12 protein-coding genes are annotated in these 13,766 nt (G+C 72.3%); 9 read left to right on the top strand and 3 right to left on the bottom strand.

Annotated features, from left to right (window positions below):
* Window positions 1–49: 49 nt before the first annotated feature.
* From FB382_RS20640 to FB382_RS20605, 8 genes are all read left to right on the top strand, one after another.
* The gene (locus tag FB382_RS20640) at window positions 50–1,579 is read left to right on the top strand and encodes a molybdopterin-dependent oxidoreductase (protein ID WP_182541839.1); all 1,530 of its coding nucleotides are present in this window, start codon (window positions 50–52) and stop codon (window positions 1,577–1,579) included.
* A 115-nt stretch (window positions 1,580–1,694) separates the two neighbouring features.
* Window positions 1,695–2,330 (top strand): fasciclin domain-containing protein, encoded by a 636-nt coding sequence (locus tag FB382_RS20635; protein ID WP_182541838.1) that lies wholly within the window; start codon window positions 1,695–1,697, stop codon window positions 2,328–2,330.
* A gap of 37 nt (window positions 2,331–2,367) precedes the next feature.
* Window positions 2,368–2,970, top strand: a complete 603-nt coding sequence (gene sigK, locus FB382_RS20630; RefSeq protein ID WP_182541837.1) for an ECF RNA polymerase sigma factor SigK — start codon at window positions 2,368–2,370, stop codon at window positions 2,968–2,970.
* Entirely contained in the window at window positions 2,967–3,713 is a 747-nt protein-coding gene (locus FB382_RS20625; protein WP_182541836.1) for an anti-sigma factor, read from the top strand. Before sigK ends, FB382_RS20625 begins: the two co-directional genes overlap by 4 nt.
* Window positions 3,713–5,752, top strand: coding sequence for an FAD-dependent oxidoreductase (locus FB382_RS20620; RefSeq protein WP_182541835.1), 2,040 nt, complete (start codon window positions 3,713–3,715; stop codon window positions 5,750–5,752). Before FB382_RS20625 ends, FB382_RS20620 begins: the two co-directional genes overlap by 1 nt.
* A complete protein-coding gene (locus tag FB382_RS20615) occupies window positions 5,749–7,062 on the top strand; it encodes an SAM-dependent methyltransferase (RefSeq protein ID WP_182541834.1) in 1,314 nt (437 codons plus the stop codon). Before FB382_RS20620 ends, FB382_RS20615 begins: the two co-directional genes overlap by 4 nt.
* Entirely contained in the window at window positions 7,059–8,366 is a 1,308-nt protein-coding gene (locus tag FB382_RS20610) for an SAM-dependent methyltransferase (RefSeq protein WP_182541833.1), read from the top strand. The genes FB382_RS20615 and FB382_RS20610 overlap by 4 nt, the downstream gene beginning before the upstream one ends.
* 19 nt (window positions 8,367–8,385) lie before the next feature.
* Window positions 8,386–9,174 carry a DUF1295 domain-containing protein gene (locus FB382_RS20605; protein WP_343055707.1) on the top strand — a complete coding sequence of 263 codons (789 nt, stop codon included), beginning with the start codon at window positions 8,386–8,388 and terminating at the stop codon, window positions 9,172–9,174.
* Here FB382_RS20605 and FB382_RS20600 read toward each other — a convergent pair.
* A complete protein-coding gene (locus FB382_RS20600) occupies window positions 9,171–9,587 on the bottom strand; it encodes a PLDc N-terminal domain-containing protein (protein WP_343055706.1) in 417 nt (138 codons plus the stop codon). The two genes, FB382_RS20605 and FB382_RS20600, sit on opposite strands and share 4 nt — an antisense overlap.
* Before the next feature lie 87 nt (window positions 9,588–9,674).
* Here FB382_RS20600 and FB382_RS20595 point away from each other — a divergent pair, with 87 nt between their 5' ends.
* Window positions 9,675–10,493, top strand: a complete 819-nt coding sequence (locus tag FB382_RS20595) for a tyrosine-protein phosphatase (protein WP_182541831.1) — start codon at window positions 9,675–9,677, stop codon at window positions 10,491–10,493.
* A gap of 143 nt (window positions 10,494–10,636) precedes the next feature.
* Here the strand turns inward: FB382_RS20595 and FB382_RS20590 are convergent, their stop codons facing one another.
* Both FB382_RS20590 and FB382_RS20585 read right to left on the bottom strand, forming a co-directional pair.
* Entirely contained in the window at window positions 10,637–11,800 is a 1,164-nt protein-coding gene (locus FB382_RS20590; protein ID WP_182541830.1) for an acyl-CoA dehydrogenase family protein, read from the bottom strand.
* A complete protein-coding gene (locus FB382_RS20585; RefSeq protein WP_182541829.1) occupies window positions 11,797–13,764 on the bottom strand; it encodes an acetyl/propionyl/methylcrotonyl-CoA carboxylase subunit alpha in 1,968 nt (655 codons plus the stop codon). Before FB382_RS20585 ends, FB382_RS20590 begins: the two co-directional genes overlap by 4 nt.
* Window positions 13,765–13,766: the final 2 nt, after the last annotated feature.

Raw genomic sequence — 13,766 nt, 5'->3', positions numbered from 1 at the left:
ATCCTGCCGCACCACCCATCCGAACCGGCCGCGGCTCCGAACAACACCCATGAGAACCCGACTTCTGTACGCCTTCTTCGGCGTGCTGTCCACGGTCGTGGGTGTCGCCCTCGGCCACCTCGTCGCGTCGCTCACCAACCCCTCCGCCTCCCCGGTCCTGGCCGTGGGTTCGCAGGTCATCGACCTCACCCCGACCCCGATGAAGGAGTGGGCCATCGCCCACTTCGGCAGCAACGACAAGACCATCCTGATCGGCAACGTCTTCGCGGGCGTGCTGCTCCTTGCAGCCGTCGCCGGCCTGCTGGCCCTCAAGCGCTTCGTGTACGGCGCCGCGCTGCTGGTCCTGCTGGTCGCGGTCGCCGCGTTCACCGCCCTCAACCGGCCCAGCGCCGACGTGGGCGACCTGCTGCCGAGCCTGGCCGCCGCGGTCGCCGGCGTCGCCTCGCTCTGGTGGCTGGACCGCTCCCGGCACCCCGAGACCGGCGCCGCGAACAGCGCCCCCGCGGTCGAGGGAGCCGGCACCAACCGCCGTACGGTGCTCGTCGCCGCCGGCGTGCTCACCGCGGCCGCCGCCGTCATGGGCGGCGCGGGCCGCTGGATCACCTCCTACCGGACCCGCCCGGAGAACGTGCAGCTCCCCGCCGCGAAGGACGCCGCGAAGGCGCTCCCCGCCGGCCTCGACGACCGGGTCCCCGGCATCTCGCCGTTCCGCACCCCCACCGCCGACTTCTACCGCGTCGACACCCGGCTCTCGCTGCCGGTCGTGAGCATCGACGGCTGGAGCCTCACCATCGACGGCGACGTCGACAACGAGGTCACCTTCACCTTCGACGACCTGCTGGCGATGGACCTGATCGAGCGCGACATCACGCTCACCTGCGTCTCCAACGACATCGGCGGCAAGTACATCGGCGCCGCCCGCTGGCTCGGCGTCCCGCTCAAGACCCTCCTCGACAAGGCCGGCATCGACAACACCAGGGCCGACCAGATCGTCTCGACCGACGTGGACGGGATGACGATCGGCACGCCGTTCGACCTGGCCACCGACGGCCGCGACGCGATGATCGCGGTCGGCATGAACGGCGCCGCGCTCCCCCGCGAGCACGGCTTCCCGGCCCGCATGATCGTCCCGGGCCTCTACGGCTTCATCAGCGCGACCAAGTGGATCACCCGGATCACGCTGACGACGTACGCCGACACCGACGTCTACTGGACCCAGCGCGACTGGGCCACGGACGCCCCGATCAAGATCTCCAGCCGGATCGACACCCCCAAGCCGCTGTCGACCGTCAAGAAGGGCCGCACCGTCATCGGAGGCGTGGCCTGGGCCCAGCACCAGGGCGGGATCGACAAGGTCGAGGTCCGCATCGACGGCTCCGCCTGGCAGGAGGCCCGCCTCGGCCCGTCGGGCGGCCAGGACTACTGGCGCCAGTGGTACCTCCCCTGGACCGCCGAGCCCGGCCAGCACTCCCTCGCGGTACGCGCCGTCAGCTCGCAGGGCGACCAGACCGCTGTTCGCGCGACCCCCTTCCCCGACGGCTCGTCGGGCATCCAGGAGGTCGTCGTCACCGTCGAGTGACCCAGCCCACACAGAAGTTTCCGCATTCGGGCCCATCGGCCCAATCCGCCGGTCCCCCGGCACCGAACACCAGATGTCACCAACACACCACCGCACCACAACGAAAGGTCCCACCATGAAGCGCACCAACCTCCGCAAGGCCACCGGCATCGCCGCCCTGGCGCTCACCGCTTCCTTCGGCCTCGCTGCCTGCGGTTCCGACGACTCGAGCGCCAAGGCCGCCGACGACTCGATGGGCAGCAGCGCCTCGGCCTCCGCCGACGACGCGGGCGCCCAGACGTTCGGCCCCGGCTGCTCCGCCATCCCGGCCTCCGGTGACGGCTCCTTCAACGGCATGGCCACCGCCCCGGTCGCCTCCGCCGCGAGCGCCAACCCGCTCCTGAAGACCCTGGTCGCCGCGGTGACCAAGGCCGGCCTCGTCGACACCCTGAACTCCGCCGACGCCCTGACCGTGTTCGCGCCGACCGACGACGCGTTCGCGAAGATCCCGGCCGCGACCCTCAACAAGGTGCTCGCCGACAAGGCCACCCTGACCGCGATCCTCACGCACCACGTGCTGGCCGGCCAGATGGACCCCTCCGCGATCGTCGGCACGCACGACACGCTCAACAAGGACCAGGTCACCGTCTCCGGCGACACCAACGGGATGACCGTCGACAACGGCGACACCCCCGCGAACGTCCTCTGCGGCAACATCCCCACCTCGAACGCCACGGTCTACGTCATCGACTCCGTCCTGATGCCGTCCTGACGTTCCGATCCCGGGACAAACACGCAAGGATCACTCCGTGAACCAGATCCGGCCTGTGGCCTCCGGCGCTCCCTCCGAGGGGGGAGCGCCGGTGGCGCCCGACCTCGCCGAGCTGCTCAAGCTCTCCGGGAAGGGTGACGAGGCCGCCTTCGCCCAGCTGTACGACGCCACCTCGACGCGGGTCTTCGGACTCGCGGTGCGGGTGGTCCGGGACCGGGCCCAGGCCGAGGAGGTCGCCCAGGAGGCCTTCACGGAGATCTGGCGGACGTCGGGCCGGTTCGACCCCGCCAAGGGCAGCCCGCTCGCGTGGATGCTCACGATCGTCCACCGCAAGGCGGTCGACCGGGTCAGGTCCGCCGAGGCGTCCACCCGACGCGACACGTCGTACCACCAGCAGAACCAGCCGGTCGAGCACGACTCGACCGCCGAGGCCGCACACGCCTCGCTCGAGGCACACCGGGTCCGCACCGCACTGGCCACCCTCACCGAGGTCCAGCGCGAGGCACTGGAGCTGGCGTACTTCGGGGGATACACCCACACCGAGGTGGCGAGCATGCTCGACCTGCCGGTCGGCACCGCCAAGACCCGAATACGGGACGGCCTCATCAGACTCAGAGACACGATGGGAGTAGGAGCATGATCGACATCCACGCGCTGTCCGGCGCCTACGCCATCGACGCCCTCGACGACATCGAGCGCGCCCAGTTCGAGCGCCACCTCGCGGTGTGCGCCGACTGCCAGGCCGAGGTCGACAGCCTCCGCGAGGCGTCGGCGCTGCTGCCCGAGACCACCATGGCCGCCCCGCCCGAGGGCCTCCGGGCCCGGGTGCTGGCCGACATCACCGCGATCCGCCCGCTGCCGCCGCTGACCGGCACCAACCTCGAGCCCGCGGACGCCCCCGCGAACGTCGTGCCGCTGCGTCGTCCGCTGCGCCGCCGGCTGACCGGCCTGGTCGCCGCCGCGGCCGCCGTGGCCGCGATCGGCACCGGCGCCGTCTGGCAGCCCTGGCACGACTCCACCAGCCAGACCCAGCTCAGCGCCGCCGACCGGATCCGCAACGCGCCGGACGCGGTGACCGTGACCCAGCGCGTCGACGGCGGTCAGGCCACCGTGATCGCCTCGAAGTCGCTGAACCAGCTCCTCGTCAGCACCGAGGGCCTGCCCCCGCTGCCGGCGGGGAAGGTCTACGAGATGTGGCTCCAGGACGCCGACGAAGGCATGGTCCCGGTGCCCGGCGGGCTGATGACCGCGGCCGACGCGACCGTCGTCCTCGACGGCAACCTTGCCAACGCGCTCGGGGCCGGCATCACCGTCGAGCCCGCCGGCGGCTCGCACGTCCCCACCACCGAGCCCGTGGCGCTCTTCGCCTTCGAGAACGCCTGATGCGCACGCCACCCAGCCGGGTCGCCGTCATCGGCTCCGGCGTCGCCGGGCTGACCGCTGCCTACGTCGCCTCCCGCAGCGCCCACGTCACCCTCTTCGAGGCCGACGAGCGGCTCGGCGGCCACGCCGACACGCACCTCGTGCCGGAGGTCAGCAACGGGCAGAGCCGCGAGCTGGCCATCGACACCGGCTTCATCGTGCACAACCAGCGCACCTACCCGACCCTCCTCCGCCTGTTCGCCGAGCTCGGCGTGCAGACCCAGGAGTCGGAGATGTCGATGTCCATCCGCGACGACGAGACCGGCCTGGAGTGGGCCGGTGCGCTGGGTCGCAAGGGCGTCTTCCCGACCTCGGACAACCTGCGTCGTCCGGCGTACCTCCGGATGCTCACCGAGATCCCCCGCTTCCACCGCCGTGCCCGCGCGCTGCTGGCCGAGAGCCGCACCGACGCCGGCGACGACACCACGCTGCGCGACTTCCTGCGCACCGGCGGCTTCACCCCCTACTTCGCCCGCCACTTCATGGAGCCCGTCGTGGCCGCCGTGTGGTCGTGCGACCCCGAGGTCTCGCTGGACTACCCGGCCCGCTATCTCTTCGCCTTCCTCGAGCACCACGGCATGCTCTCGATCTACGGCTCGCCGACCTGGCGCACCGTCACCGGCGGCTCCCGCGAGTACGTCCGCCGCGTCGGCGCCGCCCTCCAGGAGGTCCGGCTCGGCGCCAAGGTCACCTCCGTGCTGGAGACGGCGACCGGGGTCGAGGTGACCGACGGCAACGGCGACACCACGACGTACGACGCCGTCGTGATCGCCACCCACCCGAGCCACGCGCTGACGATGCTGGCCGAGCCGACCGCCGAGCAGCGGGAGGTGCTGGGCGCGATGCCCTACTCCCCCAACACCGCGCTGCTACACACCGACACCTCGCTGCTGCCGCGGGCCGAGAACGCCCGCGCGTCCTGGAACTTCCGCCGCCCGTCTCGGCAGGCTCGACGACCGGAGGCAGACGGCGTCACGGTCACCTACGACCTGACCCGACTGCAGCGCCTCGACACCGAGACGCACTACCTCGTGACGCTGGGCGGCGAGCACCTCGTCGACCCCGCCACCGTGATCGACCGGATGGAGTACGAGCACCCGCTCTACAACCCCACCTCGGTCGCGGCCCAGCGGCGTCTGCCCTCGCTGAACTCCGACCGGGTCGCCTTCGCCGGCGCGTACCACGGCTGGGGCTTCCACGAGGACGGTGCGCGCTCGGGCCTGGCCGCGGTCGGGCACCTCGGCCTCACCTGGCCCAGCGCGCCGTCCGCACCCTCCGAGCGGGCCACGACCGGGGTCTACGAGACCACCATCCGTCACACCCGCCGCCAGCCCTTCACGCGCACGTTCACCCACCGCAGCCGCACGTGGGTCGTCGACCTCGACGCGCTGCCCGACCACGGGCCGCTCGCCCCGGTCCTGGGCAGCTTCGAGGCACGCGACCACCTCGGGTCGCCCGACCGCACGATCCGCGAGAACCTCGAGGCGTTCCTCGCGCAGTCGGACATCGACCTGGCCGGTGGCCGGGTGCTGATGGCCGCGCAGCCGCGGGCGTTCGGCTACTGCTTCAACCCGATCAGCGTGTTCTGGTGCTTCGACGCCGCCGGCCGGCAGGCCGCGACCGTCGTCGAGGTGCACAACACCTACGGCGACCGGCACGCCTACCTCGTCCACCCCGACGCCCAGGGCCGGGCCACGACGGCCAAGGCGATGTACGTCTCGCCGTTCCACGGCACCGACGGCACCTACGACCTCGCGGTCCCGGTGCCCTCCGGCCGCCTCCACGTGGCGGTCACGCTGCGCACGGAGGACGGCGCCGCGTTCAGCGCGTCCCTGACCGGGACGTCCCTCGGTCACCCCGACCGCACGACCGCCCTGCGCGCCGCACCCGCCGCGCTGGTCGGGTCGTTGTTGATCCGCGCCCACGGCATCTGGCTCTGGGCGCGCCGACTGCCGGTCCGCCCCCGACCGGCCCACCACCAGGAAGGCGTGACGAGATGACCCTCGCCCCCGCCCGCCAGGCGGCCAACTACTGGCCCGGCCTGGACGTGATCCCCTCCGGCCCCCGCTCCGCCGTCAGCTCGCGCGTGGCCCGCCGGCTCTTCCACGCCGCGGTCAACCGGCTCGACGTCACCGTGCACGTCGACGGCGAGACCATCGGCCGCGGTGGCCCCGAGGCCACCATCCACCGGTCCGAGGAGTTCTACGCCCGGATCGGCCGGCACCAGCTGATCGGCTTCGGCGAGGCCTACCTCACCGGGGCCTGGGACGCCGAGGACCTCGGTGCCTTCCTCACCGTGCTCGCGGCCGAGGTGCAGGACCTGGTCCCGCAGAACCTCCAGAAGCTGCGCGCCATGGTCGTGGCCCGCCCGCCGCGGATGCACCGCAACAGCACCAAGAACACCCGCGGCAACATCGCGCACCACTACGACCTCTCCAACGACCTCTTCGAGCTGTTCCTCGACGAGTCGCTGAGCTACTCCGCCGCGCTGTTCGAGTCCGACGTGACCACCGCCCACGACCACGTGGGCGACCACCTGGTCGCGGGGGCGCCGTACGCCGCGACGCACGAGCTCTTCGCCGAGGCGCAGGGCCGCAAGATCGAGCGCCTGCTCGACGAGGCCGGCGTCCGCGAGGGCTCGCGGGTCCTCGAGATCGGCTCCGGCTGGGGTGAGCTGGCCATCCGCGCCGCCCGCCGGGGCGCCCACGTCCACACCATCACCCTCTCGACCGAGCAGAAGGCCCTCGCCGACGCGCGGATCGCCGACGCCGGCTTCAGCGACCGCGTCGAGGTCGAGCTGTGCGACTACCGCGACGTGACCGGCTCCTACGACGCCGTCGTCTCGGTGGAGATGATCGAGGCGGTCGGCTGGCAGTACTGGCCGACCTACTTCGAGACGATCGACCGGGTGCTCGCGCCCGGCGGCAGGGTCGGCATCCAGGCGATCACCATGCCGCACGACCGGATGCGCGCCACCAAGAACACGTTCACGTGGATCAACAAGTACATCTTCCCCGGCGGCTTCCTCCCCTCGGTGCAGGTGATCGACGAGATCACCCGTGAGCGCACCGGGCTGAGGCTCACCGGCCGGCTGTCGATGGGCGCCCACTACGCCGCGACCCTGCGCCTGTGGGACGAGACGTTCCAGGCCGGTCACGACCGCGTGCTGGAGCTCGGCTTCGACGAGACGTTCCTGCGGATGTGGCACTTCTACCTCGAGTACAGCCGCGGCGGCTTCGCGTCGGGCTACATCGACGTCAACCAGCTCACCTTCACCCGCCCGACCGACCCGCAGGAGACCGCCCGATGACGGCCACGATCGACCAGCGCACGACGACGTCCGTCGACAGCGGGATCGCGCTCCGGCTCGCCGACGCCGTCCGGCCCTTCGTCGGTGGCGACCTGCCGGTCCGGCTCCGCGCCTGGGACGGCTCCGAGGCCGGCCCCGTCGACGCGCCGCTGGTCGAGCTGCGCTCGGTCGACGCCGTACGCCGCCTGCTGTGGCACCCGGGCGAGCTCGGCGCCGCCCAGGCCTACGTGACCGGCGAGCTCGAGGTGCACGAGACCGGCGGCTGGGACCTCGACCAGGCCCTCACCCACGCCTTCGCGGTGGCCCGCGAGCGGGGCCTCCCCGGTGGGCGGCCCTCGCCGGCAGCCCTCGCGCAGGCCGTCCGCACCGCCGTCGGCCTCGGCGCCCTCGGTCGCCCGCCGGCCGCCCCCGCCTCCCAGGCCAACATCAAGGGCCGGCTGCACAGCGCCCTGCGGGACCGGCGTGCGATCAGCCACCACTACGACCTCTCCAACGAGTTCTACTCGTTGATCCTCGAGGAGTCGATGGCCTACTCCTGCGGCTACCACGCCACCCCGGACGTGTCCCTCGAGGAGGCGCAGCGCGCCAAGCTGTCGCTGGTCTGCACCAAGCTCGGCCTCGAGCCGGGCATGACGCTCCTCGACGTGGGCTGCGGCTGGGGGTCGCTCTCGCTGCACGCCGCCGAGCACTTCGGCGCCCGCGTCACCGGCGTCACGATCGCGGCCGAGCAGAAGAAGTTCATCGACGCCCGGATCGCCGAGCGCGGCCTCCAGGACCGGGTCGAGATCCGGCTCCAGGACTACCGCGAGGTCCCCGAGCGCGACCACTTCGACGCCGTGTCCTCCATCGAGATGGGTGAGCACGTCGGCGAGAAGAACTACCCGACGTACGCCGAGGTGCTGCGCCGCTCGGTCCGACCCGGCGGCCGGGTGCTGATCCAGCAGATGTCGCGCACCGGCAAGTGGCCCGGCGGCGGCCCGTTCATCGAGTCGTTCATCGCCCCCGACATGTACATGCGGCCGGTCGGCGAGACCGTCGCCCACCTCGAGCGCGGCGGCCTCGAGGTCCGCGACGTGCACGGCCTGCGCGAGCACTACGTGCTCACCGTCGCCGGCTGGCTGGAGCGCTTCGAGGCCAACGTCGAGCGCCTCACCGAGCTGGTCGGCGAGGAGGTCGTCCGCGTGTGGCGCCTCTACCTCGTCGGCGGCGCGATGTCCTTCCGCGACGGCCGGATGGGGGTCGACCAGATCCTGATGGTCCGCCCCGGCGCGCCGCACACGCTGCCGGCCGTCCGCTCCTTCTGATCCGCGGGATGATCACCCGGTGAACCACTTCTGGCCCGTCGTCGTCCTGTCGTTCCTCGCGGCTGCGGTCGTGATGACGGCGACCGCGCTCACCGCCCGCCGGGTCGGCCGCGTCGCCGTCGTCGACGTCGCCTGGGGAATCGGCCTGGTCGCGGTGGCGCTGGTCTGCGCGCTCGTGGCCGGCACCTGGCAGTCGTGGGTGCTGCTCGCGCTCGTCGCGGTGTGGGGCGGCCGGCTCTCGTGGCACATCTTCCGGCGCTCCAGCGGGGGCGGGCACCGCGAGGACCCGCGCTACGAGGCGATGCTCGGCGGCCCGCTGTCCGAGGTCGGCTTCGCGCTGGCCGTCCGCAAGGTCTTCCTGGTGCAGGGCGTGGCGATCTGGTTCGTCGGGCTGCCGCTGCAGGCCGCGGCGATCTGGGGCGTCGCGTGGCCGGTCGTGGTCTGGGTCGGCGTGGCGATCTGGCTGCTGGGCGTGGTGTTCGAGAGCGTCGGCGACGCCCAGCTGGCGGCGTACAAGGCGGACCCCCAGCGCGGACCGGTCATGGACCGCGGCCTGTGGGCGTGGACCCGGCACCCCAACTACTTCGGCGACGCGTGCGTCTGGTGGGGGCTCTGGGTCGCCGGCGGGCTGGCGTCCGGCTGGCTGCCGGCCGTCCTGACGATCATCGCGCCGGCGATGATGACCTACTTCCTGGTCTTCGCGACCGGCGCCCGCCTGCTCGAGCAGACGATGATGCGGCGACCCGGCTACCCGGAGTACGCCGCGCGGACGTCGATGTTCGTGCCGCTGCCGCCGCGGAAGCGCTAGGCGTCCGGGCTGTCCTTGCGCTTGCGCAGGCGCTCGCGCTCCTCCTCGGCGAGCCGCTCCCGCTCTCGTCGGGCCAGCTCGTGGCGCCGGCGCTGCTCCTCGGCCCGCTCGCGCACCTGGCGGAGGAACTCCTCGTCCTTGGCTGGGTCGGCGGGGGCCGCGCGGCCGGGGCGGTCGTACTCCGGGAAGTCCGGTGAGGCGGGGCCGTACGTCGACCCCCGGGTCGAGGACTCCGGGCGCCCGGCGACCAGCCAGGCGATCGACCCGACCAGCGGGAACAGCAGCACGAGCAGCACCCACACCACCTTCGGCAGGTTGCGCATCCGGGCCTCGGGTGTGCCGATGACGTCGATGAGGCAGTAGACCCAGAGCGCGAAGGACACGACGGCCACGAGCAGGTCGAGCTTGATCACGCGCACAGTGTGGTCGACGGCACGCTCGCGAGGCACGCATTCCCGGCGTTTCCCCGGCCGCAACATCCGGCCCGTACAGTCACGGAAGTGACCCGAGAGCCCGACGCCGAGCGCGACGCCGAGCGCGAAGCCGGGTCCGATGCCGGGCTGGCCCGCGAGCTTCTCCGCCTGGCCTCGGCCGACAACTTCCGCGACGTGGCCGGCGCCGGCGCCGGCCACCCGACCGTCGACGGCGGCCACGTGCGGCCCGGCGTGTTCTACCGGTCCAACGAGCTGCAGCTGACCGACGAGGACGTGCTGTCCCTCACCGGGCTCGGGCTGACCCGGATCCACGACCTGCGGGTCGCGGAGGAGACCGGTGCGCACCCCGACGCGGTCGTGCCCGGCGCGACCTGGCACGGCTTCCCGGTCCTGGGCATCCCGATGGAGGAGATCGCCTCGCTCGGCAGCCCCGAGGCGGCCATCGACATGATGGAGCGGATCTACGCCGGCTTCGTCGCCGACCCGGACTGCCGGGCGGCCTTCGGTGCGATGTTCGAGCAGCTGGCCGAGCCCGACGGGCCGCAGCTGTTCCACTGCACAGCGGGCAAGGACCGCACCGGCTGGGCCGCCGCGCTCCTGCTCCACCTCGCGGGCGTCCCGGAGGAGATCGTCCTCGCCGACTACCTCGCGACCAACGAGCACGCCGCGTCCAGCCGCGCGACGTACCTCGAGATCGTCTCCTCCGCCATGGGCGAGCACCTCGTCGAGACCTACGAGCGCGTGCTGGTCGCCGACGAGGCCTACCTCGCCCAGGCCTACTTCGCCGTCGCCGCGTCGTACGGCTCGCTGCACGCCTACCTCACCGAGGGACTCGGCCTGTCCGACGGCGTGCTCGACGCGCTGCGGGCCAAGCTGACCGGCTGACCGGAGGCGCGCCGCGACCCCGTGGGGGGCTGCCCCGGGGTTGCGCACCATCGTTCAATTGCTCGGTTTGACACCTGAATTGGCCTGAACCAGGTGCATTTCCCAGCAATTGAACGATCCTGCCCGCACCCGGGCCACACAGGTCAGTAGGACTTCGGCAGCCCCAGCGAGTGCATGGCGACGAAGTTCAGGATCATCTCGCGGCTGACCGGCGCGATCCGGCCGGCGCGGGTGGCGACGAGGAGCCCGGCCATGCCGTACTCCTGCGTGATCCCGTTGCCGCCGTGGGTCTGCACGGCCCGGTCGGCGGCGTCGCAGGCGGCCTCGGCGGCGGCGTACTTCGCCATGTTCGCGGCCTCGCCGGCCCCCATGTCGTCGCCGGCGTCGTAGAGCGCGGCGGCCTTCTGGGTCATCAACCGCGCGAGCTCGATCTCGATGTGCGACTGCGCGAGCGGGTGCGCGATGGCCTGGTGGGAGCCGATGGGCTCCTTGAAGACCGTGCGCTCCTTGGCGTACGCCGTGGCCTTGCCGAGGGCGAAGCGCGCGAGGCCGTTGGAGAACGACGCGGCCATGATCCGCTCGGGGTTGAGGCCGGCGAAGAGCTGCACGAGCCCGGCGTCCTCGTCGCCGACGAGCGCGTCGGCGGGCAGCCGGACGTCGTCGATGAAGACCTGGAACTGCGACTCGGGCGAGACGATCTCCATCGGGATGCGGGAGTACTCGAAGCCCTCGGCGTCCGTCGGGACCACGAACAGGCAGGGCTTGAGCTTGCCGGTCTTCGCGTCCTCGGTCCGCGCGACGACGAGCACGTTGTCGGCCTCGTCGACGCCGGAGATGTAGATCTTGCGGCCATTGAGGATCCACCCGTCGCCGTCGCGGCGGCCGGTGGTGGTGATGTTGTGGGAGTTGGTGCCGGCGTCGGGCTCGGTGATCGCGAAGGCCATCGTGCTGGTGCCGTCGGCGATGCCGGGCAGCCAGCGGCGCTTCTGCTCGTCGGTGCCGTAGCGGCTGATCACGGTGCCGCAGATCGCCGGGCTCACGACCATCATCAGCAGCGGGCAGCCCTGGGCGGCGAGCTCCTCGCAGACGGCCGCGATGTCGCCAATGCCGCCGCCACCGCCGCCGTACTCCTCGGGGATGTTGATCCCGAGGTAGCCGTTCTTGCCGATCTCCAGCCACAGGTCGGTGGTCTTGGCGCCCTTGCGGGCCTGCTCGGTGAAGTACTCGCGGCCGTACTTCGAGGCCAGCTTCGCGACCTGCTTGCGCAGCTCCTGGCGCTCCTCGGACTCACTGAACGCGATGGTCATGCTTCGTCTCCTTCGACAACGGCGAGCACGTCTCCGGCGGCGACCTGCGCGCCGGGCTGGACATCGATCTGGGTCACCGTGCCGGCCGTCGGGGCGCTCACGGTGTGCTGCATCTTCATGGCCTCCAGGACCAGCACGGCCTGGCCGGCCTCGACCTGCGAGCCGACCTCGACCGCGACCCGCACGACCGTGCCGGGCATCGGCGCCAGCAGGCTGCCGCTCGCCACGGCGTCGGCCGGGTCGGTGAAGCGGGGCACGAGCCTGAGCCGGACGTGGCCGGCCGGCGAGTCGACGTCGACGTCATGCGATCCGGTCGCCCCGACCGCCACGTCGTACGACGTCCGCACGCCGTCGACCTCGAGCGTCACCGTCGTCGGCGACGCGGCCACGACGCTGAACCCGTCGACGGCGTAGCCGTCGCGGCCGCCGAACCACTCGACCACCTCGGTGGTCGAGCCTGTCGATACCTCGAACTCGGTCCGCTGGGGATGGGCCACCACGTTGCGCCAGGCGACGGGGATGCCGCGCTGGACGGTGCGCGCGAGCCGGTCCCGCTCGGCCAGCGCGATCGCCGCGGCCACGGCGGCCCCGCGGTCGCCCTCGTCGGTCGAGCCTGTCGAGACCACGTCGGTCCGGTCGAAGAAGTCGGTGCTCACGTCGCCGGCGACGAACTCCGGCGCCCGGAGGATCCGCACCAGCAGGTCGCGGTTGGTGACCAGCCCGTGCAGCCGCGCCTTGGCCAGGGCGTCGGCGAGCCGGCGGGCCGCCTGGTCGCGGGACGTGCCCCACGCGATCACCTTGGCCAGCATCGCGTCGTAGTGCGTGGACACCTCACTGCCGGACTCGAAGCCCGAGTCGAGCCGGATGCCCGGGCGGTTGAGGAGGTCGAACTCCCCGTCCACGCCGGGTACGTCGAACGTCGCCAGCGTGCCGCTCTGCGGCTGCCAGTCGGCGGCCGGGTCCTCGGCGTAGAGCCGGACCTCGATGGCGTGCCCGTAGGTCTCGCCGATCGCGCGCCCGTCGAGCGGCCGGTCCTCGGCCACGGTCAGCTGGAGGTCGACCAGGTCGACGCCGTGCACCAGCTCGGTGACCGGGTGCTCCACCTGGAGCCGGGTGTTCATCTCCAGGAACCAGAAGCGGCTGGTGTCCGCGGCGTCCACGAGGAACTCCACGGTGCCGGCGCCCCGGTAGTCGATCGCCGCGGCCGCGGCCCGGGCCGCCTCGTGCAGGGAGTGCCGGGTGGTGTCGGACAGGCCGGGTGCCGGGGTCTCCTCGACCACCTTCTGGTGCCGACGCTGGAGGGAGCAGTCGCGCTCGCCCAGCACCAGCACCCCCTCGGCGTGGCCGACGACCTGGACCTCGACGTGCCGGCCGTGCTCGACGTAGGGCTCGACGAAGACCGTGCCGTCACCGAAGGCCGACTCGGCCTCGGACGACGCCTTCTCGATCTCACCGGGCAGGTCGGCGAGCGCCCGGACGATCCGCATCCCCCGGCCGCCACCACCGGCGGACGCCTTCACCAGCAGCGGCAGGTCGGCCTCGGTGGCGGTGTCCGGCGTCAGGTTGGCCAGCACCGGCACCCCGGCGGCCTCCATCAGCTTCTTGGACTCCACCTTGGAGCCCATCTGCTCGATCGACTCGGGCGCGGGACCGACCCAGGTCAGGCCGGCGTCGACCACCGCGCGGGCGAAGTCGGCGTTCTCGGACAGGAAGCCGTAGCCGGGGTGGATCGCGTCGGCCCCGGCCCGGCGGGCGGCGTCGAGGACGAGGTCCGCACGCAGGTAGGTGTCGGCGGGGGTGGCGCCCGGCAGGTGCACGGCCACGTCGGCCTCGCGCACGAACGGCAGCCCCGCGTCGGCGTCGGAGTGGACGGCCACGGTCTCGATGCCGAGGCGGCGGCAGGTCGCGAAGACCCGGCGGGCGATCTCGCCGCGGTTGGCGACGAGCAGTCTCTGGATCGGCATTC

This window comes from Nocardioides ginsengisegetis, assembly GCF_014138045.1.
GTDB classification, from domain to species: domain Bacteria; phylum Actinomycetota; class Actinomycetes; order Propionibacteriales; family Nocardioidaceae; genus Nocardioides; species Nocardioides ginsengisegetis.
Note: the sequence above shows the minus strand (reverse complement) of the source record. Positions and strands in the feature narration are given on the sequence as shown.

What these genes read in the sequence shown, in the direction of transcription:
- FB382_RS20590 (WP_182541830.1), bottom strand. Translation starts at nt 11,800, where the DNA reads ATGACCATCGCGTTCAGTGAGTCCGAGGAGCGCCAGGAGCTGCGCAAG.
- FB382_RS20585 (WP_182541829.1), bottom strand. Translation starts at nt 13,764, where the DNA reads ATGCCGATCCAGAGACTGCTCGTCGCCAACCGCGGCGAGATCGCCCGC.
- FB382_RS20625 (WP_182541836.1), top strand. Translation starts at nt 2,967, where the DNA reads ATGATCGACATCCACGCGCTGTCCGGCGCCTACGCCATCGACGCCCTC.
- FB382_RS20610 (WP_182541833.1), top strand. Translation starts at nt 7,059, where the DNA reads ATGACGGCCACGATCGACCAGCGCACGACGACGTCCGTCGACAGCGGG.
- FB382_RS20640 (WP_182541839.1), top strand. Translation starts at nt 50, where the DNA reads ATGAGAACCCGACTTCTGTACGCCTTCTTCGGCGTGCTGTCCACGGTC.
- FB382_RS20635 (WP_182541838.1), top strand. Translation starts at nt 1,695, where the DNA reads ATGAAGCGCACCAACCTCCGCAAGGCCACCGGCATCGCCGCCCTGGCG.
- FB382_RS20615 (WP_182541834.1), top strand. Translation starts at nt 5,749, where the DNA reads ATGACCCTCGCCCCCGCCCGCCAGGCGGCCAACTACTGGCCCGGCCTG.
- FB382_RS20620 (WP_182541835.1), top strand. Translation starts at nt 3,713, where the DNA reads ATGCGCACGCCACCCAGCCGGGTCGCCGTCATCGGCTCCGGCGTCGCC.